Source organism: Exiguobacterium sp. s192 (assembly GCF_018618795.1).
In the GTDB taxonomy this organism is placed as follows: domain Bacteria; phylum Bacillota; class Bacilli; order Exiguobacteriales; family Exiguobacteriaceae; genus Exiguobacterium_A; species Exiguobacterium_A undae.
In genome coordinates, this window is sequence record NZ_JACSMS010000001.1 from 180,362 (window position 1) to 202,156 (window position 21,795).

23 protein-coding genes and 1 other annotated feature are annotated in these 21,795 nt (G+C 45.5%); of the genes, 20 read left to right on the top strand and 3 right to left on the bottom strand.

Annotated elements, in window-relative coordinates:
• The first annotated feature begins 79 nt into the window (after nucleotides 1–79).
• From alaS to KNP87_RS00885, 13 genes are all read left to right on the top strand, one after another.
• Nucleotides 80–2,722 carry an alanine--tRNA ligase gene (gene alaS, locus KNP87_RS00825; protein ID WP_214720579.1) on the top strand — a complete coding sequence of 881 codons (2,643 nt, stop codon included), beginning with the start codon at nucleotides 80–82 and terminating at the stop codon, nucleotides 2,720–2,722.
• 34 nt (nucleotides 2,723–2,756) lie between these two features.
• Entirely contained in the window at nucleotides 2,757–3,026 is a 270-nt protein-coding gene (locus KNP87_RS00830) for an IreB family regulatory phosphoprotein (protein WP_026827846.1), read from the top strand.
• On the top strand, nucleotides 3,023–3,445 hold the full coding sequence (gene ruvX / locus KNP87_RS00835) for a Holliday junction resolvase RuvX (RefSeq protein WP_028105937.1): 423 nt from the start codon (nucleotides 3,023–3,025) through the stop codon (nucleotides 3,443–3,445). Before KNP87_RS00830 ends, ruvX begins: the two co-directional genes overlap by 4 nt.
• 12 nt (nucleotides 3,446–3,457) lie before the next feature.
• Nucleotides 3,458–3,745 (top strand): DUF1292 domain-containing protein, encoded by a 288-nt coding sequence (locus tag KNP87_RS00840; RefSeq protein ID WP_012370940.1) that lies wholly within the window; start codon nucleotides 3,458–3,460, stop codon nucleotides 3,743–3,745.
• Entirely contained in the window at nucleotides 3,732–4,025 is a 294-nt protein-coding gene (locus KNP87_RS00845) for a DUF1292 domain-containing protein (protein WP_026832459.1), read from the top strand. Before KNP87_RS00840 ends, KNP87_RS00845 begins: the two co-directional genes overlap by 14 nt.
• A gap of 80 nt (nucleotides 4,026–4,105) precedes the next feature.
• Entirely contained in the window at nucleotides 4,106–5,251 is a 1,146-nt protein-coding gene (gene mltG / locus KNP87_RS00850; RefSeq protein WP_026832460.1) for an endolytic transglycosylase MltG, read from the top strand.
• 74 nt (nucleotides 5,252–5,325) lie between these two features.
• Nucleotides 5,326–5,967 carry an O-methyltransferase gene (locus tag KNP87_RS00855; RefSeq protein WP_214720580.1) on the top strand — a complete coding sequence of 214 codons (642 nt, stop codon included), beginning with the start codon at nucleotides 5,326–5,328 and terminating at the stop codon, nucleotides 5,965–5,967.
• A 20-nt stretch (nucleotides 5,968–5,987) separates the two neighbouring features.
• Nucleotides 5,988–6,635: a uridine kinase gene (gene udk / locus KNP87_RS00860; protein WP_026832462.1), complete on the top strand. Its 648-nt coding sequence runs from the start codon at nucleotides 5,988–5,990 to the stop codon at nucleotides 6,633–6,635.
• Between the two features lie 56 nt (nucleotides 6,636–6,691).
• Nucleotides 6,692–7,165, top strand: a complete 474-nt coding sequence (gene greA, locus KNP87_RS00865; protein WP_028105939.1) for a transcription elongation factor GreA — start codon at nucleotides 6,692–6,694, stop codon at nucleotides 7,163–7,165.
• Nucleotides 7,166–7,218: 53 nt separating this feature from the next.
• Nucleotides 7,219–7,932 (top strand): 5'-methylthioadenosine/S-adenosylhomocysteine nucleosidase, encoded by a 714-nt coding sequence (gene mtnN / locus KNP87_RS00870; protein WP_026832463.1) that lies wholly within the window; start codon nucleotides 7,219–7,221, stop codon nucleotides 7,930–7,932.
• 103 nt (nucleotides 7,933–8,035) lie between these two features.
• Nucleotides 8,036–8,980, top strand: a complete 945-nt coding sequence (locus KNP87_RS00875) for a beta-ketoacyl-ACP synthase III (protein WP_214720581.1) — start codon at nucleotides 8,036–8,038, stop codon at nucleotides 8,978–8,980.
• 1 nt (nucleotide 8,981) lies between these two features.
• Nucleotides 8,982–10,220: a beta-ketoacyl-ACP synthase II gene (fabF, locus tag KNP87_RS00880; RefSeq protein ID WP_026832465.1), complete on the top strand. Its 1,239-nt coding sequence runs from the start codon at nucleotides 8,982–8,984 to the stop codon at nucleotides 10,218–10,220.
• Nucleotides 10,221–10,508: 288 nt separating this feature from the next.
• The gene (locus KNP87_RS00885; RefSeq protein WP_026832466.1) at nucleotides 10,509–12,155 is read left to right on the top strand and encodes a peptide ABC transporter substrate-binding protein; all 1,647 of its coding nucleotides are present in this window, start codon (nucleotides 10,509–10,511) and stop codon (nucleotides 12,153–12,155) included.
• A gap of 110 nt (nucleotides 12,156–12,265) precedes the next feature.
• Here KNP87_RS00885 and trpS read toward each other — a convergent pair whose 3' ends face one another.
• Together trpS and KNP87_RS00895 are read right to left on the bottom strand one after the other, a co-directional pair.
• Nucleotides 12,266–13,267 (bottom strand): tryptophan--tRNA ligase, encoded by a 1,002-nt coding sequence (gene trpS, locus KNP87_RS00890; protein WP_026832467.1) that lies wholly within the window; start codon nucleotides 13,265–13,267, stop codon nucleotides 12,266–12,268.
• Nucleotides 13,268–13,320: 53 nt separating this feature from the next.
• Nucleotides 13,321–13,525 (bottom strand) — a binding site (T-box leader).
• Nucleotides 13,526–13,581: 56 nt separating this feature from the next.
• The gene (locus tag KNP87_RS00895; RefSeq protein WP_026832468.1) at nucleotides 13,582–13,962 is read right to left on the bottom strand and encodes a DUF3899 domain-containing protein; all 381 of its coding nucleotides are present in this window, start codon (nucleotides 13,960–13,962) and stop codon (nucleotides 13,582–13,584) included.
• A 272-nt stretch (nucleotides 13,963–14,234) separates the two neighbouring features.
• Between KNP87_RS00895 and KNP87_RS00900 the strand changes: the two genes are divergently transcribed.
• From KNP87_RS00900 to KNP87_RS00920, 5 genes are all read left to right on the top strand, one after another.
• Nucleotides 14,235–15,851 (top strand): peptide ABC transporter substrate-binding protein, encoded by a 1,617-nt coding sequence (locus tag KNP87_RS00900; RefSeq protein WP_026832469.1) that lies wholly within the window; start codon nucleotides 14,235–14,237, stop codon nucleotides 15,849–15,851.
• A gap of 333 nt (nucleotides 15,852–16,184) precedes the next feature.
• Complete coding sequence (gene opp3b / locus KNP87_RS00905; protein WP_026832470.1) at nucleotides 16,185–17,111, top strand: oligopeptide ABC transporter permease; 927 nt, start codon at nucleotides 16,185–16,187, stop codon at nucleotides 17,109–17,111.
• Entirely contained in the window at nucleotides 17,111–18,148 is a 1,038-nt protein-coding gene (gene opp3C / locus KNP87_RS00910; protein ID WP_026832471.1) for an oligopeptide ABC transporter permease, read from the top strand. Before opp3b ends, opp3C begins: the two co-directional genes overlap by 1 nt.
• Before the next feature lie 27 nt (nucleotides 18,149–18,175).
• Nucleotides 18,176–19,249 carry an ABC transporter ATP-binding protein gene (locus KNP87_RS00915; protein WP_026832472.1) on the top strand — a complete coding sequence of 358 codons (1,074 nt, stop codon included), beginning with the start codon at nucleotides 18,176–18,178 and terminating at the stop codon, nucleotides 19,247–19,249.
• Nucleotides 19,249–20,202, top strand: coding sequence for an ABC transporter ATP-binding protein (locus KNP87_RS00920; protein WP_026832473.1), 954 nt, complete (start codon nucleotides 19,249–19,251; stop codon nucleotides 20,200–20,202). Before KNP87_RS00915 ends, KNP87_RS00920 begins: the two co-directional genes overlap by 1 nt.
• A gap of 44 nt (nucleotides 20,203–20,246) precedes the next feature.
• Here the strand turns inward: KNP87_RS00920 and KNP87_RS00925 are convergent, their stop codons facing one another.
• Nucleotides 20,247–20,783 (bottom strand): HD domain-containing protein, encoded by a 537-nt coding sequence (locus KNP87_RS00925; RefSeq protein WP_026832474.1) that lies wholly within the window; start codon nucleotides 20,781–20,783, stop codon nucleotides 20,247–20,249.
• Between the two features lie 219 nt (nucleotides 20,784–21,002).
• Between KNP87_RS00925 and KNP87_RS00930 the strand changes: the two genes are divergently transcribed.
• Both KNP87_RS00930 and spxA read left to right on the top strand, forming a co-directional pair.
• Nucleotides 21,003–21,140 (top strand): hypothetical protein, encoded by a 138-nt coding sequence (locus KNP87_RS00930; protein ID WP_012370921.1) that lies wholly within the window; start codon nucleotides 21,003–21,005, stop codon nucleotides 21,138–21,140.
• Nucleotides 21,141–21,314: 174 nt separating this feature from the next.
• The gene (gene spxA, locus KNP87_RS00935; RefSeq protein WP_012370920.1) at nucleotides 21,315–21,713 is read left to right on the top strand and encodes a transcriptional regulator SpxA; all 399 of its coding nucleotides are present in this window, start codon (nucleotides 21,315–21,317) and stop codon (nucleotides 21,711–21,713) included.
• Nucleotides 21,714–21,795: the final 82 nt, after the last annotated feature.

The window sequence follows — 21,795 nt, forward strand, 5'->3', positions numbered from 1 at the left end:
GATGCTTTCGTCCCTTTTCAGGGATGAATGTATCGTTTTTTTTGCGTTCCGGACAAATTAATCCATGGGGGTATTTTCGATGAAACCATTAAAACCGTTGACGGGGGCAGAAATCCGTCAGATGTATCTCGACTTTTTCCAATCCAAAGGGCATGCAATCGAACCGAGTGCGTCGCTTGTGCCGATTGAAGATCCAACATTACTGTGGATCAATTCAGGTGTTGCAACCTTAAAAAAATACTTTGATGGACGTGTCATTCCAGAAAACCCACGAATCGTCAATGCGCAAAAATCAATCCGGACGAACGATATCGAAAACGTCGGAAAAACAGCACGGCACCATACATTTTTTGAAATGCTCGGAAACTTCTCTGTTGGGGATTACTTCCGCGAAGACGCAATCAAATGGGGCTGGGAACTGTTAACGAGTGACGCGTGGTACGGACTCGACCCGGAACGTCTGTCGGTAACGATTCACCCGGAAGATGATGCGGCACGTCAGATTTGGCTCGAACTGGGTGTTCCGGCTGAACGCATCATTCCACTAGAAGACAACTTCTGGGAAATCGGTGAAGGTCCATCTGGTCCGAATACGGAAATCTTCTTTGACCGTGGACCGGCATTCGGTGACGATCCAAACGATTCCGAACTGTACCCGGGCGGTGAAAACGAGCGGTATCTCGAAATTTGGAATATCGTTTTCAGTCAATACAACCATGACGGAAACGGGAATTATACTGAATTGCCACGGAAAAACATCGATACAGGAATGGGTCTCGAGCGGATGGCAAGTGTCATGCAAGATGTGCCGACGAACTTCGACACGGATTTGTTCATGCCGATCATCCATAAAACGGAGGAACTCAGCGGCAAAACGTATCGTGAAGATTCAAAACTTGATGTCGCCTTCAAAGTCATTGCCGACCACATTCGGACGGTTGCCTTTGCAATCGGTGATGGTGCCTTGCCGTCAAACGAAGGACGCGGTTATGTCTTACGTCGTTTGCTTCGCCGCGCTGTTCGCTATGCGAAGATGCTCGGTATCGAACGTCCGTTCATGTACGAACTCGTTGATACAGTCGGAAACGTCATGGTGGACTTCTATCCACAAGTCCCGGAAAAGGCTGATTTCATCAAACGCGTCATTAAAAATGAAGAGGAACGGTTCCACGAAACGTTACATGACGGCTTGGCGATCTTGAATACCGTCGCGCAAACAGCGAAAAACAACGGGGAACAGATCATCAGTGGAGAAGATGCGTTCCGTCTGTATGACACATACGGTTTCCCACTCGAATTGACAGTCGAATATGCAGAAGATCATCAGATGTCTGTTGACGAAGAAGGATTCAAACGGGCGATGGACGAGCAACGTAAACGTGCCCGTGCTGCCCGTGAAGACGGCGGTTCGATGCAACAACAGTCGGAAGTATTGGCAACGTTGACAGTCCCAAGCCGATTCATCGGGTATACGGACCTTAAGACGGATGCAAAAATCGTTGCTTTGTTGCATGATGGAGAACGAGTAACGGAAGTCGCGGCGGGAGAAGAGGCACAAGTCATCCTCGACGTCACACCGTTTTATGCGGAAAGCGGCGGAGAAGTAGCCGATACGGGAACTATCGTCGGCACGGACTTCGTACTTGACGTCAAAGATGTTCAAAAGGCACCAAACGGTCAGAACCTGCATACGGTGATCGTCCGGACCGGAATCGTCTTGACAGACGCAACCGTTCAGGCAGCAGTCGAAGAAACATCACGAAAAGCCATTACGAAAAACCATACGGCGACACACTTATTGCATAAGGCACTTAAGGACACGCTTGGCACACACGTCAACCAGGCCGGTTCACTTGTCTCGGCAGACCGTCTCCGTTTTGACTTCTCGCATTTCGGAGCAGTGACGGCAGAAGAATTGGTTCAAATTGAGCAAGATGTCAACCAAGCCATCTGGGCTTCGCTTGCTGTTGAAATCGAAGAGATGAACATTGCCGATGCGAAAGCAAAAGGTGCGATGGCGTTGTTCGGTGAAAAATACGGTGAAACGGTTCGTGTCGTCTCAGCAGGCACCTATTCAATCGAATTGTGCGGCGGAATCCATGTTCAAAACACGGCAGAAATCGGACTCTTCAAGATTATCTCAGAGTCAGGCATCGGGGCTGGTACACGCCGGATCGAGGCAGTGACAGGTGCAGGTGCGTACCACGTCATGAACGGTCATCTGCAGACGCTCGAGCAGGCGGCACGCATCCTGAAAACAAAAACGACTGAAGTACCGGGACGCATCGAAGCGCTTCAAGTCCAACTCCGCGAGACGGAACGGGCAAACGAGTCGTTGCAAGCGAAGTTGTCAAACATCGAAGCGGCCTCACTCAAAGACGACGTGGAACAAATCAACGGTGTGCAATTCCTCTCAAAACGCGTGGACGTTTCAGATATGGATGCACTGCGCGGCATGATGGACGAATTGAAGGGAAGCCTCGGTTCAGCAATCATCGTTCTCGGTAGTGCACAAGGCGACAAAGTCAACCTCGTCGCAAGTGTCTCGAAGGATCTGATTGAGCAAGGGTACCATGCCGGTAAACTGATCAAGGAAGTGGCAACACGCTGCGGCGGCGGTGGCGGCGGTCGTCCGGATATGGCACAGGCCGGCGGAAAAGATGCTACGAAATTGAACGAAGCACTTGCGTTTACTTCACATTACGTGCAATCACTGGCATAATAGAGAAGTAGTGTAAATGAAAGAGGTGACTAACGTGAGTCAGATGGATCAAACGATGAAATTTAATTTTCCAGAAGACGATAGTCAGGCGGCGACACGCGAAGTGTTGCTGACGGTCTACCATGCTTTAGAAGAAAAAGGCTATCATCCGATCAACCAGATCGTCGGATATCTTCTTTCCGGGGATCCTGCTTACATTCCTCGTCATAACGATGCACGTAATATGATCCGAAAGATTGAGCGTGACGAACTACTTGAAGAACTCGTGAAATCTTATTTATCGGAGAGTGGAGACAAAAAATGAAGCGTGCGATCGGACTCGATGTCGGCTCAAGGACGATAGGTGTTGCGGTGAGTGATTTGATGGGCTGGACAGCACAAGGAATCGAGACCATCAAATGGACGGAGCCGGAATATCCTGTCGCCTTTAAGCGGCTCGATACAATCATCAAGGAATACGGTGTCGAAATCATCGTCATCGGACATCCGAAAAACATGAACGGTTCGATAGGACCGCGGGCGGAAGCCAGTGAAGCGTTTGCGCGTGAAATCGAGACGCACACCGGTCTTTCGACCGTCCTTGTCGACGAACGGCTGACGACGATGCAGGCAGAACGAATGTTGATTGATGCAGACGTCAGTCGGAAAAAACGTAAACTCGTCATCGATAAGATGGCGGCAGTCATGATCCTGCAATCTTATTTGGATCGGGCAAATCGATAAGGAGGAAATGAGATGTCGGAAGAAAAACGGCAGTATCTCTTTCCTGATGAAGACGGTGGCGAACATCTTTTTGAAGAGTGGTACCGTTATGTCAGTGAACGGACTGGTAAAACCTATCTATTTCTTGAAATGATAGGACACCCCGAAGAGGGAGCAGATGATCTGATCATCTGTGAAATCGATGAATTTGGGGAAGGCGAAGACGATTTCGAGTTGAGCCTGATTGATGAAAACGATGAGCAGACTTGGGATGAACTCGAGGCTGCATTAAAGGAGCGGATGAATGATGCAACAGAATGAACCAACACATTACGTAATTCCCGACGGAGAAGGTAACGAATTTAAATTTGCGGAGCGTTTACGTTACGAAAGCCCACGTTCAAGCAAAACATACATTTTCCTTGAGCCAATCGGCACGGAATACGAAGAAGCAGAAGAAGTCGATATCTTCGTCTACGAATTAGAAGAATATGGCGACGGAGACGACGATTTCAATCTTGTTCCGATTGCAGAAGACGATACGGAAACATGGGATGAAATCGAAGAAGTCTTTAATACATTAGAAGACGAGCTTGACTAAACCGACTCGTGTATAAGGTGATGTCGTGAGAGCAATGCTCTTTCGATGTCACCTTGTTTTAAGAGAAGAAGGAGGAACCGATGGAGAATGAATGGAAGAAAAATGCTGAAATTGAAAAAAAGCGCCGCCGGACATCACGCCGGATTACGCTGATCATCCTTTCAGTATTGTTCACGATTTTCTTAGTAGCAGGAGCAGCCATTTACATCTTTTTAAAGAGTTCACTTGAGCCGGTCGATGAAGAGGCGACGAAGTCCGTCAAAGTCGAAATTCCGCTCGGGGCTGGAACAAGTACGATCTCAAGTATTCTCAAAGACAAAGATTTAATCGCCAATGAAACGATTTTCCGGTATTACGTTCGCTATAAGAATGAATCGTCATTCCAAGCCGGCACGTACACCTTGACGCAAGCGATGACGCCAGATGAGATCATCAACGAGTTAAAAACCGGAACGATCATGAAAGCAGCAGACGTCAAAGTGACGATTCCGGAAGGGATTACGATGGATCGTCAAATTGCAATCATCGCCAAAGCGACAGGATTCAAGGCCGAATCGATCCGGAAATCGTTGACCGATGAAGCGTACATCGACAGTTTGATTGAGAAATATCCGATGTTGACGGATGAAGTGACGAAACAAGGTGTCCTTTATTCACTCGAAGGATACTTCTTCCCGGCGACGTATGAATTCGACAAAGGGAAAAGCATCAATCAAATTGCAGAAACGATGTTAGATGAGATGGAAAAGATTTATGATACGAATGCCGATGCTATCAAAAAATCGGGCATGACCTTCCATGAAGTCCTGAGTCTCGGTTCGATGGTCGAGCGGGAAGCCGCAACACCGGACGATCGTCGAGAAATCGCCGGCGTCTTTACGAATCGTCTCAACGATGGGATGAAACTCCAATCGGATCCAACGGTTTGGTATGGAACAGGAGAAAATACAGCACTGACGACATTAAAAGATTTAGAGAACAACTCGAAATACAATACGTATAAGTACGAAGGTATTCCGATTGGTCCGATTTCGACAGTCAGCGAAGATTCGATTCTCTCTGTCCTCAACCCGAACAAGACGAAATATGTCTACTTCTTTGCACGACCACCAAGCGATAAAAACCCACGCGGTCAAATTCTATACGAAGAAACGTACGAAGAACATCAGCGTAACGTCGTCAAGTATAAACCGGAATGGGTCGAATACGAAGCAAGTAAAGAGTAATGAACACCGGGTTGGTCGGAAACGGGATCTTCGTTTCTGGTCAACCTGTTTATGCGGAGAGGAAGTAGTTCCGAATGAATGATTTTACAACGTATGTTGAAGGAATGATTAAACAACGGGATTCGTTGTTGCAAGAGATGGAAGCATACGCCAAAGAACACCATATCCCGATCATCGAATTGACCGGTTCAGAAGTCTTGTTGTCGTTATTGACACTTCAACAGCCGAAACGGATTCTCGAGCTTGGGACCGCCATCGGATACAGTGCGATTCGGATGGCGCGTGCCTTACCGGACGCCCGGATCACGACCGTTGAACGAAATGCCAAACGGTACGCAGAAGCCAAAATGTTCATTGAACGGTCGGATGTCGCGGATCGGATTGACATCGTTTTTGCCGATGCAGTAGAATTAGCCGAAACACTTGACCAGGAGTTTGATGCCGTATTCATTGACGCGGCCAAAGGACAGTATAAAAAATTCTTTAACGGTTATGGGCGATTGGTGCCAATAGGCGGCGTTTTATACACGGATAACCTGTTTTTGCATGGTGACGTCCTCGAGACGGATCCGAAGACCTTTGACCGGAGAAGACGGCGGCTTGTCCGTCTCGTCAAAGAGTTCACAGCGTGGATGATGGAGCAAGATCAATATGATACGACGATTTTCCCACTCGGTGACGGTGTATCCGTCAGTCGGAAAATCAAGTCGGAATGAATGATGGAGGTACGAATTCAATGCAAAAACCGGTTGTAATTGGCGTTGCTGGAGGAACAGGATCAGGTAAAACGACGGTCGCACGTTCACTTGTCGAGGCATTTCCTAGTGAATCCATCGTCATGATTGAACAGGACGCTTACTATAAGGACCAGCGCGAGCTGTCGATGGAAGAACGTTACCAAACGAACTATGATCACCCGTTTGCCTTTGATAATGATCTGCTGATCGAACATATCAAAACGTTACGCGAAAATCAGGCGGTCGAAAAACCGGTCTATGATTATGTCGCACATACACGAGCGGAAGAAACGATTAAACTCGATCCACGTGACGTCATCATCGTCGAAGGAATTTTAGCGCTTGAAGATGAACGTTTACGGGAATTGATGGATATTAAAGTCTTCGTCGATACGGATGCCGATGTCCGGATCCTTCGCCGCATGCAACGTGATATCAACGAACGTGGACGTTCGATTGATTCCGTCGTCGAGCAGTATACGAAAGTGGTCCGCCCGATGCATTTGCAGTTTTGTGAACCAACGAAACGGTATGCCGACATCATCGTGCCGGAAGGTGGAGAAAATCACGTTGCCATCGATTTACTCGTCACGAAGATTCGTGCGATTCTTGATTACCGGTCGGCACTTGATGAAAGAGGATATTGATTCCAAAAAAGATGTGAATATACTATACTAGTGGAATAAAAAGGAGCGTGACAAAAATGGCAGAAAAACAGTATTATATGACGCTTGAAGGTAAAGCGAATGTTGAAAACGAATTAAACGAACTGAAGTCAGTCCGCCGAAAAGAAGTTGTTGAAAACATTAAGATTGCCCGTTCATTTGGTGACTTGTCGGAAAACGCGGAATATGATTCAGCGAAAGAAGAGCAAGCGATGGTCGAAGGCCGGATTGCTCAATTGGAAGAAATGTTACGGAACGTCGCCATCATCTCAGAAGATGAAAAAGACATTTCTGTCGTTGGAATCGGAACGACTGTCACTTTCTTGATTCTTGAAGATGATGAAGAAGAGACGTATACGATTGTCGGTAGTGCGGAAGCCGATCCGTTTACAGGCAAGATTTCGAATGAATCACCAATCGCGAAGAGCCTGTTTGGTCACAGCGTTGGAGAACAAGTTTCAGTGCAAGCGCCGGGTGGCGATTTTGCCGTGAAAATTACATCGATTAAATAATGAATGACAGCAGCCGGAGCAATCCGGTTTTCTGTTTGAACGGGGGAATTTGTGTGCCAATCGCGATTATTGGAGCCATGGAAGAAGAAGTCAACTTACTTCGCAATGAATTATCGGAACGAAAAGATACGGTGATTGCCAACTATCATTTTTATGAAGGATTACTCAACAGCGTGCCTGTTGTCATCCTGAAATCCGGCATCGGAAAAGTCAATGCAGCGATCGGGACAACACTGTTACTCGATCATTTTAAGCCGAGTGCGGTCATCAACACGGGATCGGCCGGCGGCTTTAAAGCCGGTCTGAAAGTCGGGGATGTCGTCGTCTCAACGGAAGTCCGTCATCATGACGTCGATGTGACGGCTTTTGGTTATGAGTACGGGCAAGTGCCGGGAATGCCTGCTGCCTACACGGCGGATTCGAAACTGGTTGCGACAGCGGAAGCAGTCATCGAACGGATGGACGCGATTCGTGTCGTTCATGGTCTGATTGTGACAGGAGATTCCTTCATCCATGATACGGAACGTTCGAACATCATCAAAACGAACTTCCCGGATGTTGCAGCAGTCGAGATGGAAGCGGCACCGATTGCTCAAGTCTGTCACCAATTTAACGTTCCTTTCGTCGTGACACGTTCGATTTCGGACAGCGCTGACGAAGAAGCTTCTTTATCATTTGATGAATTTTTGGAGATTGCTTCCATCAATTCTGCGAAGATGGTCATGGAAGTTGTCCGGACATTGGCGGATTCAGAAGAATCAGAATGACCCACAAGAAGGTCTCCTGGAAACAGGGCCTTCTTTTTTCTTTGACAAAAACCACTTAACGCTTTATATTAGTACCAGATACTAATTTTAAAGGAGCGTCCATATGAATATCGGAATTATAGGACTGGGGACATCGTTACCCGAACGTCGAATCACAAATGATGATTTAGCAACGACACTCGATACGAATGATGAATGGATTCGAACACGGACAGGCATCGCAGCAAGACGGATTGCGGATGATACAATCGATGTAACGGACTTAGCAACGGAAGCCGCTCAAAAAGCATTGGCAGATGCCAATCTGACGGCGGACGACATCGGTTTGATTGTCGTCGGAACAGCGACAGGACGTGCTTTTCCATCCACTGCCTGTACCGTTCAGGAACGGCTTGGAGCGTTGGGGGCAACAGCATTTGATATCAGTGCCGCCTGCAGCGGTTTCATCTTTGCTCTTCAAACTGCCGCCAGCATGATGCCGGCGACTGCATCAAAGTATGCCCTCGTTATCGGAGCAGAAAAGATGTCAAGTATCGTCGACTGGTCAGACCGGTCGACAGCGATCCTGTTTGGTGACGGGGCCGGAGCCGTCGTACTTGGACCAACCGAACAACAAGGGCTGAATGCTTTTGAACTCGGAACAGATGGTCGGGGGGCACATTTATTATTTAAAGAACTGGATGGTCCGATTGAAATGAACGGACGGGAAGTCTTTAAATTTGCGGTCCGAAAGCTGCCGGATATCGTTGAAAAAGTGATTTTAAAAGCAGACGGGACACTAGCAGAACTTGATTTGCTGATTCCGCACCAAGCGAACTTACGCATCATCGAGGCAGCACGTGAACGGTTAGGGATTGCAGAAGAAAAAGTGATCGTGACGATTGACGAACATGCCAATACATCAGCAGCGTCAATTCCACTCGCACTCGAAGAAGCCCGGAGTCAAGGACGTCTTCAACCGGGGACGACTCTCGTACTGGCTGGATTTGGTGCTGGATTGACATGGGGAGCGGCTTATATTACTTGGACTAAAGGGGAGAACACATAAGATGATGAGAAAACGTGTAGTAGTGACAGGTATGGGCGCATTGACACCAATCGGAAATGACGTCGAGACGTTTTGGAATGCGTTAAAAGCAGGCGAAAACGGAATTCGTCCAATGGAACGGCTTGATATTGATGAATATCCGACCAAAGTGACGGGCGAATTACAGAACTTCGATGTGACGGAATTCATCGAAGCGAAAGAAGCACGGAAGATGGATCGTTTCGTCCATTATTCACTCGTTGCCAGCATGGAAGCAGTCAAGGATGCAGGACTTGATGTCAAAGCCAATGCCAACCGCATAGGCGTCTGGATCGGATCAGGAATCGGTGGAGTCGAGACAATCGAAAAACAGGCAAAAATCTATTTTGAGCGTGGTCACCGCCGCGTCAGCCCGTTCTTCATTCCGATGATGATTCCGAATATGGCGAGCGGTCAAGTCTCAATCTACACAGGAGCAAAAGGTCCTAACAACTGTTCCGTCACGGCATGTGCTTCCGGGACAAACGCGATTGGTGAAGCATTACGTGTCATCGAACGTGGTGACGCGGACGTGATGATTGCCGGTGGTGCAGAGGCCCCAATCACAAACTTGGCGTTTGCTGGTTTTTGTGCGAACAAAGCGATGTCAACGAACCATGATCCAAATACGGCAAGCCGTCCCTTCGACGAAGGACGTGACGGATTCGTCATGGGAGAAGGTGCGGGAATCTTGGTTCTGGAAGAATATGAACATGCGATTGCTCGTGGTGCAACGATTTATGCTGAAGTCAGCGGATATGGTCTGACGGCAGATGCCTACCATATCACGGCACCGGATCCAGATGGTGACGGAGGAGCGCGCGCAATGGCGATGGCGATTCAAGATGCCGGAATCGATCCGGTTGCGGTCCAATACATCAATGCCCATGGAACGAGTACACCGATGAATGATGTTCTTGAAACAAAAGCCATTCATACCGTGTTCGGGGAACATGCTCAAAAATTAGCGATTAACTCGACAAAATCGATGATTGGTCACTTGTTGGGAGCTGCCGGTGGCGTCGAAGCAATCGCAGCCATCAAGTCGCTTCAAGAGCAAACGGTTCATCCGACGATTCATCTGGAGCAGCCGAGCGAAGGGTGCGATCTCGATTACGTTCGTGAAGGCAGCCGGGCATGGGAACTCGAATATGCTCTCAGCAATTCACTCGGATTTGGTGGTCATAACGCCTCACTGGTCTTTAAACGTTATCAGGCGTAATACCTATAAAAAGCGATTCAGCGGTTCATTTGACCGTTTGAATCGCTTTTTTATTTCAAAAAAAATATTGAAATCTTAAAATAAAATAGAAAAAAACAAGAAATAAATTAAAATCAGTTGTCTTTTTGAAAAAATATTTAGAAAAATCGGATAAAAGGTTTGCAAAATTATCAGAACATTGTAAACTATTTGTAACGAAGGGTTTTGGACGAATAGAAATAACGTTTTTTTTTTCGCTCAAAAACCTTAGATTACTAGCTTTGGAAATTTTAGGGGGGTCATCGTATCATGAAAAAGAAAAGTTTTGCACTCGCTACGTCTGTAGCGCTCGTATCAAGCGCATTCCTCGCAGCTTGTTCGACGACTGATTCAAATGACACATCATCGGGCGATAACAGTTCGGACAAAAAATCAAGTGAGCAAACGCTAAACCTGATTGAGAGCGCTGATATTCCAACGCTTAATCCGACTACTTCAACAGACGCGGTTTCATTCAACGTCTTGAACAACACGATGGAAGGTCTTTACCGTTTAGATGACAAGCAACAACCGACTCCGGGTATTGCTGAAAGTCACACAGTTTCGGACGACAAGTTGACGTACACGTTCAAATTACGTGATGCGAAATGGTCAGACGGTACAGCAATCACGGCAAAAGACTTCGAATATGCTTGGAAAGAAGTTCTGAACCCGGACAACGCTTCTCAGTATGCATATGTCTTCTATAACATCGAAGGCGCTGAAGAATATAACACGAAAAAAGGCGAGCGTGATGCGGTCGGCGTCAAAGCTGTCGACGACAAGACATTCGAAGTTAAATTAAAAGCACCTGCTGACTACTTCCTCGGATTAACTGGATTCGGACCATTCATGCCGAAGTCGGAAGAACTATCGAAGAAAATCGGTAAGGACTTCGGATCAGCTGCTGATAAAGCACTTTACAACGGACCATTCAAGTTATCAGAGTGGACACGTGAACAAGGCTGGAAAATGGTCAAGAACGATAACTACTGGGATAAAGACAGCGTGAAGCTGAACACAATCAACGTAAAAGTCGTTAAAGAAACGGCTACAGGCGTTAACCTTTACGAAAAAGGAGATATCGATCGTACCGGTCTCTCTTCCGAGTTCGTTGCCCAGTTCCAAGATAACGAAGAGTTCAAAACTAAAGGGGAGTCAACAATCTTCTACCTTTACTTGAACACGAAAGTCAAAGCATTGAACAATGAAAAAATCCGTCGTGCGATCGACATGGGTTACAACAAAAAAGGAATCACAGACGTCATCTTGGCGAACGGTTCGATTCCAGCGAACTTCCTAGTACCAAAAGATTTCGCGAAGGATGAAGACGGAAAAGACTTCCGTGAAAAGTACCCGACATTCAACGAGTACAATGCAGACGAAGCGAAAAAACTTTGGGAAGAGGGCTTAAAAGAAATCGGGCAAGACTCGGTTGAACTTGAGCTTCTGAACTATGACAGTGATGATGCGAAGAAAATCGGTGAGTTCTTGAAAGGTGAGCTTGAGAAGAACCTTCCAGGCATGAAAGTCACAATCAAGCAACAACCGTTCAAAAACAAACTGGATCTCGAAAACAAAGGCGACTTTGAGTTCTCATTCGCCGGCTGGGGTCCTGACTACCAAGATCCAATGACGTTCCTCGATCTCTTCTTGACTGACGGACCATACAACCGTGGTAAGTGGTCGGATAAAGAGTACGATAAACTCATCAACGATGCGAAGACACAAACGGATGCTACAAAACGTTGGTCAGAGCTTCAAGAAGCAGAGAAAATCCTTCTTGATTCTGCAGCGATTTCACCTGTGTATCAGCGTGGACGTGCATTCATCGTCAAACCATACGTTAAAGGAGTTGTCGAACATAACTTCGGCGCAGACTTCTCGTACAAATGGACTTCAATCGAAGGTAAATAAGTATCAAAAGCGTTCCCATAACCGGGAACGCTTTTTTATTGTATAATTCAAAACCCCTCTCTTCTTGAAAAGCAAGAAGAAAGGGGCGAATCGTCGAAAAACAGATAAATTTATTTTTTTACTTTGGCGCGTTTACGTTGAAGACCCATCGCTTTTTCCACTTTCGCCAGTTTTCGTGAAGCGACCAAATCCGCTTTATCACGACCTTGATCTAAAATCAGATCAAGTTCTTCAGAATCAATCAAGTCATGGTAGCGTTTTTGGATCGGCTCCAGCTCAGCGATGATGACTTCAGCGACATCTGCTTTGAAGACACCATAATTTTGACCGGCATACTTCGCTTCTAATTCTTTAATCGAAAGATCCGCCAGTAAAGAGTAGATTTCGAGTAAGTTAGACACACCCGGTTTGTTTTCGCGATCAAATCGTACGACACCTTCCGAGTCGGTTACGGCTGATTTGATTTTTTTGCGGATGACATCCGGTGCATCGAGCATCGAGATATATCCTTTTGGATTCGTATCAGTTTTTGACATCTTTTTCTCAGGAGTCGTTAAGCTCATGATCCGCGCACCGGTCTCTGCGATAACGGGTTCCGGCATTTTGAACGTCTCGTAATAACGGCTGTTAAAACGTTGCGCCAAATCCCGCGTCAATTCGATATGTTGTTTTTGGTCGTCACCGACCGGAACAAGTTCTGCGTCATATAAAAGAATATCCGCGGCCATCAATGTCGGATAAACGAATAATCCAGCGCCAATCCGGTCTTTTCCTTGTGACTTGTCCTTGTATTGTGTCATCCGTTCCAGTTCGCCCATACCTGAGAGACAAGTTAGCATCCACCCCAGTTGCGCATGTGCTTTCACTTCGGATTGGACAAAAATCGTTGCTTTCTCCGGATCGAGTCCACTTGCGATGTATAGAGCGGCAAGGGCCCGTGTGTTGTTCATTAATTCGACCCGGTCGATTTCAACCGTGATGGAGTGCAGATCGACGATGCAGTAATACGCATCATGTTCGTCTTGTAAGTTAACAAAATGTTTCATGGCTCCAATGTAATTTCCGAGTGTCACCGTCCCGGTCGGCTTAATGCCTGAGAAAATTGTTTTCATGTGAACCCCTCCAAAAAATAAAATAAAAAAAGATGACTCGTCCCTTGAATTATTCAAGGGACGAGTCATCGCGTTGCCACCCAAGTTGCTAGAAAACTAGCCGCTCAATTGCTGTAACGGGCAGACCCGTCTGATTCTATCTAAGTTCGAATCAGCCACTCCGAAGTCCATTCGATCTGCACCAACTGTCCATTTCCACCAGCCATGGACTCTCTGTAAGTGGTTAGCAGACGTACTACTCTTCTTCACTGTGTTCTCGTATATCGTTATTCCTACTTTACCATAGGTGGATTCAAGACGTCATCTAAATTCGGTCAGATGAAAGAGATCAGTAACGAGACAACGATACAAAGGAAGCCGCTCGAGAGATAGGGAAGCGTCCGGTTTGAGGCACGTTTTTGCTTCGCTTCCAGAATTTCGTTTTCCTCGTCCTCATCTTCATAGTAATCTCCATCCACTTCCCGTAATTTTGCTTCCCGTTGTTTTTTGAAACCGACTGTGATGCCTTTGAAAAAACCATTGGCTGACATGTTAGAGAAAAAACCAATTGCAAGCAGCAGAAAACCGGCAATGAATAAGCCTCCTGACAAGTGATAGAGAAACGAATGCGTAGCATCCGTGACGACTGCCCAAGTCGTATATACCACTGTTAAGATTAAGGCGATCAGTAAAGGACGTACTACTTTATTTGACATGATAAAACCTCCTGAACCAAGATGATACTTTTATTATACGCAAAGGCACTATTTGTTACGACTCTGAAAGATTCACAGTCTATAAAATAGCAAATAGTGTGACTATTCACTTGACGTTATTGTTATTCTCACATAAAATCAATTTATCACTTCGTTTAAGTTTTTGAAACTAGGTCAATGCGTTTTGGGGAACGTAATTTTAGTTTCGACGAGATGTCTAAAAATCGCTCACATATGGCGGTTTTGAAAATGGAAAAGGAGATGACTCACCGATGAATAAAAAAACAGTCGGTCTCGCGTTATCAGTTATGCTTGCAGGAAGTGTTGTACTTGCAGGTTGTTCAACAACAGGTGACGGAGATAAAGATGCAGGTTCTTCTGAAGGCAAAAAAGTATTACGTTTGACGGATACGTCGGATATTACGACAGTTGATCCGGCACAAGCAACGGATGCAGTCGCATTCAACATGATCGGCAACACGATGGAAGGACTCTACCGATTAGACAAAGACGGTAAAGCGATTCCAGCACTTGCAGAAAAAACAGATATCTCAAGTGACAATCTCACATACACGTTTACACTCCGTGACTCAAAATGGTCAGACGGTACACCGGTTAAGGCACAAGATTTTGAATTTGCTTGGAAACGTGCCGTTGATCCAAAAACAGCGTCAGGGTATGCATATATCTTTGACACACTCAAAAACGGGTCAGACGTTTCGCAAGGTAAAAAACCTGTTGATGACTTAGGTGTCAAAGCGATTGACGATAAGACACTCGAAGTAAAACTCGAGCGTCCAGCGCCGTACTTCCTTTCACTCACATCGTTTGGAACATACACACCGATCAGTGAAGATTTCTACAACAAAAACAAAAAGGATTTCTCACTTCAACCGGATAAGCTGCTTTACAATGGTCCTTTCGTTTGGACATCTTGGAAAACGGATTCAAAACGTGTTCTGACGAAAAACGAAAACTACTGGGATAAAGATGCCGTAAAACTGGATGAAGTCTCAATCCGTGTCGTTAAAGATACATCAACGGTTGCCAATCTCTATGATACAGACGAAATTGATTATGCAGGACTCACTTCAGAGCAAGTTGCGACTTACGAGTCAAAACCTGAGTTCAAAACTGCTCTTCGTTCTTCAATCGCCTACTTGAAATTTAACAATGAAGATGCGGCTATGAAGAATGCGGATGCACGTAAAGCAATTGCGCGTGCCATCGATCCAAAAGGAATCACGGATACGTTACTTGCGAACGGATCGATTCCGACAACAAGCTTCATTCCAAAAGATTTTATCAAAGATGATGCTGGTAAAGACTACACAAGCGACATCAACTGGTTTGACCGTGATGCAAAAGAAGCGGCTGATCTTTGGAAAAAAGCAAACGGCGATAAGAAAACAACGATTGAACTCTTATCATTTGATAGCGAAGATGCGAAAAAAATCAGTGAATACATGAAAGGACAAATTGAGAAAAACCTTCCAAACGTCACTGTATCGATCAAACAACAACCGTTCAAAAACAAGCTTGATTTAGAAGCGAAAGGCGATTATCAAATGTCTTACGCGCTTTGGGGTCCGGATTATCAAGATCCAATGTCAAACTTGTCGATCTTTGAATCAACAAACAGTCAAAACGACGTCAAATACAAATCGTCTGCGTATGATAAATTGTTGAATGCTGCAAACGAAGAATCAGACGTAGCAAAACGTCTTGATCTCTTTAAACAAGCTGAATCACAATTGATTGAAAAAGATCAAGCCATCGCACCGATCTATCAAGCAGGTGCTGCTTACTTGAGCCGTCCATCAGTCAAAGACTTTAACCGCCAAGTATTCGGTGCTGACTTCCAGTACAAATACGTTGATGTGAAGTAATTGAAAAACGGAGCGTCCTTGAAACTTATTCAAGGAACGCTCCTGTTTTATACGTCTTTTTCTGAACGGTAACTCATTTTCAGTAAAATGTGAACTTTTTGTAAAAAAGATGTTCTAATTACTTTGTTAGCAAAGTATAATGGAATCAAACGAAAAATTCTGAAATATTGGTTAACTGTGAAAAAACAGCGGCCAGGGGGGCGTCAATCAGTCCAAAATAAAAAGAATTTAAATTTTTATGACAAAATTCTTGAATGTTCCGACAATTTTGGGTCATACTGATTTTATTGATGTTTCGAAAAAAACAGAAAATCTTTATAGGGGGTGCCATCTATGGGCCGTTATTTAGCTCAACGCCTTGTTTACGGCGTACTGACGTTTTTACTCATCGCTTCGTTCACTTTCTTCCTAATGGACCTGTTACCAGGTTCACCGTTCCAAAACCAGGAGAAACTTTCTCCTGCACAGTTGGATATCCTTCGGGATAAGTACAACTTGAATGATCCGCTTCCACAACGTTATGCGGCTTATATGGTCAACTTGTTCCAAGGTGATCTCGGAGTATCATTTAAATATGATAGTCGTCCAGTCACAGACTTAATCATGGAGCGAATCGGACCTTCGGCTCAATTAGGTGTTCAGGCTCTGATTCTGGGAGTATTTTTAGGACTCGTGTTAGGTGTTGTTGCGGCACTTCGTCACAACACAGCAATCGATTACAGCGCAATGTTCATTTCAGTACTCGGAATTTCCGTGCCATCATTCGTATTTGCGTCACTTCTTCAATACTATGTTGGGGTGAAATGGGGCGTGTTGCCAGTTGCTTTCTGGGAAAGTCCAGCGCATACGATTTTACCGACGATTTCCTTATCGCTTGGTGTAACGGCATCGATAGCCCGATTCGTTCGAACTGAGATGCTTGAGGTTACAGGTCAGGATTATGTGACACTTGCTAAGGCAAAAGGCCTAGACGGTCAAGCAATCACGTGGAAACACATGGTGCGTAACGCTTTGATCCCGGCAATCACGATTCTTGGACCGATGACAGCAGCGTTGATCACAGGAACGCTTGTTATCGAAAGAATTTTCTCTGTACCAGGTCTTGGCGAATTGTTCGTTTCGTCGATCACACAAAATGACTATACAGTTATCATGGGAACAACACTCTTCTTCTCAGCAGTGTTCATCTTGATGATTTTGATCGTCGACTTACTTTACGGAGTCGTTGATCCACGGATTCGTTTGGGGGGTAACAAATAATGGCAGAGCAAAATTCAAACGCAAAAGCAAAAACAGAGCAGTTCGACTCGTCGTTGTTCCAACCTGTTGAATTTAATGAACAAGCGGGAGAGCGGATTGCCGGAAAAAGTTTAAACTTCTGGCAAGATGCTTGGACACGCCTTCGGAAAAACAAAGCGGCAATCTTGTCGCTAGCGGTCATTTTAATCATCGCACTTTTGTCGCTTATCGGACCAAGTTTATCTGGTAATGATGCTTATACCCAAACGATTACACAAGCTAAACTTCCACCAAAAGTATCAGGCCTCGAATGGGCTGGTTTTGATGGAATGGCAACGCTTGGTGAAAAGCCGATCGATTTTTATGAAACAAAGCAAGTAGAAGAAAACTTCTGGTTTGGTACCGATCACCTGGGTCGTGACTTATGGTCACGTGTCTGGGAAGGAACACGCGTTTCACTCTTCATCGGGTTGATGGCAGCAATCATTGACGTTATCGTCGGTGTCACATACGGTGGGGTTTCAGCTTATTACGGTGGACGTGTCGACAACATCATGCAACGGATTGCAGAAATTCTGACAGGTATTCCAAACTTGATCTTGATCATTCTCTTTATCTTGATTCTGGAACCGGGGATTATAACCATTATCCTCGCGATGACCATCACCGGCTGGATCGGGATGAGTCGACTTGTTCGGGGACAAATCCTGAAACTTAAGAACCAAGAGTTCGTTCTCGCAGCGCGTACACTTGGGGCTTCTAGCGCACGTTTAATCTTCAAACACTTGATTCCAAATACACTTGGGACAATCATCATCTCGCTTATGTTTACGATTCCTAGTGCGATTTTCTTCGAAGCCTTCCTAAGCTTCATTGGACTTGGTCTCGCACCACCACAACCGTCACTTGGTACACTGATCAATGAAGGGTATAAAGAATTAAAAACATTCCCTTACTTGCTCGTCGTGCCGTCTACGGTCATCGTACTCCTAATGATCAGCTTTAACATGCTGGCAGACGGACTACGCGATGCGTTTGATCCACGTCTACGTCGCTAACGGAAATAAGAGAGGAGTTCATCCACAATGGAAACTATTTTATCAGTACGCGACTTGACTGTCGCTTTCCATACGTATGCCGGGACGGTACAAGCCGTCCGTGGCGTATCGTTTGATTTGAAAAAAGGCGAAACACTCGCCATCGTAGGTGAATCCGGTTCTGGTAAATCGGTTACCTCAAAAGCCATCATGCGTTTGATTCCAAATCCTCCAGGTGAGATCACAAAAGGTGAGATCATGTTTGAAGGGCGCGATCTAGTCAAACTGTCGGACAAAGAGATGCAAAAAGTCCGTGGACGTGACATCGCGATGATCTTCCAAGATCCGATGACATCCCTCAACCCGACGATGACAATCTTTAAACAGATTGCTGAAGGATTGAAACGTCACCAAGGATTAACAGGGGACGCAGCTAAAAAACGTACACTTGAGTTATTGACACTTGTCGGGATTCCAAACCCGGAAGCGCGTCTGAAACAATACCCGCACCAATTGTCAGGTGGTATGCGTCAACGGATCGTTATCGCAATCGCACTGGCTTGTAATCCAAAAGTCTTGATTGCCGATGAGCCGACAACAGCACTTGACGTAACGATTCAAGCGCAGATTCTGGAACTGTTAAAAGATATTCAGCAAAAAACGGGTACAGCCATTATCTTCATCACGCACGATCTTGGTGTCGTAGCGAACATGGCTGACCGTGTAGCGGTTATGTATGCCGGGAAGTTGATTGAAAAAGGAACGGTTGATGAAATTTTCTATGAGCCGCGTCACCCATACACTTGGGGATTACTCGGTTCGATGCCGCGTCCGTCTGATGATCGTTCGCAAGATTTACCGGCGATTCCGGGAACGCCACCAAACTTGCTTCATCCACCGGTCGGTGATGCCTTCGCACCACGTAACCAGTACGCGATGAAGATTGATTTCGAGAAAGAACCTCCGTTCTTCCCGATTACGGATACACACGAAGCGGCAACGTGGTTGTTGCATCCACAAGCACCTTATGTAGAACCACCAGTAGCCATCCGCGATCTTGCGCTGAAGTATCGCCCTGATAGCACATTCGCGAAAGCGCTTCTGAAAGGCGGTCTTAAGTAATGGAGAATCGTAATAAACTACTTGAAGTAAAAAACTTAAAACAACACTTTAACATCGGTCGTGGTCGCGTCGTGAAAGCTGTCGACGGACTGTCGTTTGATATCTATGAAGGAGAAGTACTTGGTCTTGTTGGTGAGTCTGGTTGTGGTAAATCGACGACTGGACGTTCAATCATCGGCTTATACGATGCGACAGACGGAGAAGTACTTTTCAAAGGTGAAAATGTTCACGCTAAAAAATCACGTAAAGAAAAATTAAAATTCAACCGTTCGATGCAAATGATTTTCCAAGATCCATATGCATCGCTGAACCCACGGATGACGGTCGGGGACATCATTGCGGAAGGAATCGATATCCACGGTCTTGCTAACTCGAAAGACGAGCGGAACAACCGGGTATATGATCTTCTGGAAACTGTTGGTCTGACAAAAGAACACGCCAGCCGTTACCCGCACGAATTCTCAGGCGGACAACGTCAACGGATCGGGATTGCCCGTGCACTAGCGGTTGAGCCGGACTTCATCATTGCCGATGAGCCGATCTCTGCTCTTGATGTATCGATCCAAGCACAGGTTGTCAACTTGATGAAACAATTGCAACGTGACCGCAGTCTGACGTATCTTTTCATCGCCCACGACTTGTCGATGGTTAAATACATCTCAGACCGGATCGGTGTCATGTATCAAGGTCACCTCGTTGAATTGTGTGATGCGGATCGTCTGTATGAGAATCCTGTTCACGCCTACACGAAATCGTTGTTATCTGCGATTCCACTTCCGGACCCGGAGCATGAACGGACGCGTAAGCGGATCATTTATGACCGTCCGACAGGTGGAGCGGTCGGGAAGTCGAGTGAAGACTCAAGCATCCCGCCGTTGCGCGAAATCGAGCCTGGTCATTACGTCTCGATGACGGATGCAGAACTCGAAGCATATCAAGCACAACTCGTATAAGCCAAACAAAAAAGGCATTCCTGAATATTCGGGAATGCCTTTTTTTAGTTTTCAGAAGCGATGCGCGGCAAGTTGTTGAAGCGGTGAACAACAGAATCGATTGCGTGCAGTCGTTGGACGGCTTCTTCAAAAGGAATTTTTTCATAATGATGAAGACCACCCGGTTGTTCCTCCAACGTATCGGCTTCATGGACAAGCTGTTGCAGCGGTGTCCGATTGATCGAGCCCGGCGGAAGGTAAGAATCCGTATGCAACAAGACGGCAAGGGCAATCTCCTTCGCTCGTTCCGGTTCTTCGCCAAGGCGGATTAACAATTTGTGCGCTCGCTCGGCGCCTTTGATGGCATGAATGTCATTTTGACGGTAGAGATCGTAGTTCCATGTTCCGTCGGTGTACCATTCATAATGTCCGATATCATGAAGAAGGGCCGCCTTTGTTGCTGTATCCGCATCCAGACCACGTTGTGTGGCGAGCGTCAAAGCGCGTTCGGCGACGGAAATCGCATGATTTAAACCCGATCGTTCCAAATATTTTTGAGCGATTGGATGTTCGATGATGGTAACAAGAGTGACTGACATAATGAAATGACTCCTTTCACGAGTAGGTATTTCTATACACTTTACGTGATGTTGAAGACAATTGCAACTATTTACTGAAGGGGAATCGACAATCTCACATAATTAATTGCCTGAAGTAGGAATAGAAATTAGGTAAACGTGGTATACTAAGTAATGTAGAAGATGATAATTTAGCTTTCGTTGGTTAACTGTTCTTTTTTCGGACCGAGTGAGGTGTCGGATATGAAAGAACGTGATAAAAAGAAAAAGTTGAAAAAACGCCTTTTGCGGGATATTTTCGAAAAAAAATTAAAAGAGATTAAACTCCCGAAAGCAAAAGAGACGATTTCTCAACCCTTTGATCACACACCAGCTTGCTGAAGCCACCTGGTGGCTCTGGCAAGTTTTTTTACGAAAAGTTCTTTCATCTCAAAACATATTGGGTTTTATTTTATTAAAAATCAATGTAAACTATCAAGTAATAGAATCATCAGCTGCTGCGCAACGGATGTTCGCAGGAGAAATGATGTGAAATCAGGGGGAGGATGTTTTTCAATGGTAACACTCTATACTTCACCAAGCTGTACTTCTTGTCGTAAAGCGCGCGCATGGCTTGAAGAACATGAAATCCCATTCGTGGAACGTAATATTTTCTCGGAACCATTATCGCTTGATGAGATCAAACAGATACTCCGGATGACAGAAGACGGAACGGATGAAATTATCTCGACCCGTTCAAAAGTCTTTTCAAAATTAGATGTATCGGTAGAAAATTTATCGTTACAACACTTGTATGATTTAATTCAAGAATATCCAGGATTGTTACGTCGTCCGATTTTAATCGACGAAAAACGTCTTCAAGTTGGATACAATGAAGATGAAATCCGCCGATTTTTACCACGTAAAGTCCGTACCTTCCAACTATTGGAAGCTCAGCGCCTTGTCAACGAATAATATACACCGAGCACGCTGCTTTCTGAGCAGTGTGCTTTTTGTTACCGCCTAAAAAGGTTAAAATAAAGATAACAAAGGAATA

Coding starts and splice junctions, on each gene's coding strand:
- KNP87_RS00840 (WP_012370940.1), top strand. CDS start 3,458: ATGTCGGAAGAAAAACGGCAGTATCTCTTTCCTGATGAAGACGGTGGC.
- opp3b (WP_026832470.1), top strand. CDS start 16,185: ATGGGCCGTTATTTAGCTCAACGCCTTGTTTACGGCGTACTGACGTTT.
- fabF (WP_026832465.1), top strand. CDS start 8,982: ATGATGAGAAAACGTGTAGTAGTGACAGGTATGGGCGCATTGACACCA.
- KNP87_RS00900 (WP_026832469.1), top strand. CDS start 14,235: ATGAATAAAAAAACAGTCGGTCTCGCGTTATCAGTTATGCTTGCAGGA.
- alaS (WP_214720579.1), top strand. CDS start 80: ATGAAACCATTAAAACCGTTGACGGGGGCAGAAATCCGTCAGATGTAT.
- opp3C (WP_026832471.1), top strand. CDS start 17,111: ATGGCAGAGCAAAATTCAAACGCAAAAGCAAAAACAGAGCAGTTCGAC.
- KNP87_RS00920 (WP_026832473.1), top strand. CDS start 19,249: ATGGAGAATCGTAATAAACTACTTGAAGTAAAAAACTTAAAACAACAC.
- KNP87_RS00885 (WP_026832466.1), top strand. CDS start 10,509: ATGAAAAAGAAAAGTTTTGCACTCGCTACGTCTGTAGCGCTCGTATCA.
- KNP87_RS00875 (WP_214720581.1), top strand. CDS start 8,036: ATGAATATCGGAATTATAGGACTGGGGACATCGTTACCCGAACGTCGA.
- greA (WP_028105939.1), top strand. CDS start 6,692: ATGGCAGAAAAACAGTATTATATGACGCTTGAAGGTAAAGCGAATGTT.
- mltG (WP_026832460.1), top strand. CDS start 4,106: ATGGAGAATGAATGGAAGAAAAATGCTGAAATTGAAAAAAAGCGCCGC.
- KNP87_RS00895 (WP_026832468.1), bottom strand. CDS start 13,962: ATGTCAAATAAAGTAGTACGTCCTTTACTGATCGCCTTAATCTTAACA.
- KNP87_RS00855 (WP_214720580.1), top strand. CDS start 5,326: ATGAATGATTTTACAACGTATGTTGAAGGAATGATTAAACAACGGGAT.
- KNP87_RS00930 (WP_012370921.1), top strand. CDS start 21,003: ATGAAAGAACGTGATAAAAAGAAAAAGTTGAAAAAACGCCTTTTGCGG.
- trpS (WP_026832467.1), bottom strand. CDS start 13,267: ATGAAAACAATTTTCTCAGGCATTAAGCCGACCGGGACGGTGACACTC.
- KNP87_RS00915 (WP_026832472.1), top strand. CDS start 18,176: ATGGAAACTATTTTATCAGTACGCGACTTGACTGTCGCTTTCCATACG.
- udk (WP_026832462.1), top strand. CDS start 5,988: ATGCAAAAACCGGTTGTAATTGGCGTTGCTGGAGGAACAGGATCAGGT.
- spxA (WP_012370920.1), top strand. CDS start 21,315: ATGGTAACACTCTATACTTCACCAAGCTGTACTTCTTGTCGTAAAGCG.
- ruvX (WP_028105937.1), top strand. CDS start 3,023: ATGAAGCGTGCGATCGGACTCGATGTCGGCTCAAGGACGATAGGTGTT.
- KNP87_RS00845 (WP_026832459.1), top strand. CDS start 3,732: ATGCAACAGAATGAACCAACACATTACGTAATTCCCGACGGAGAAGGT.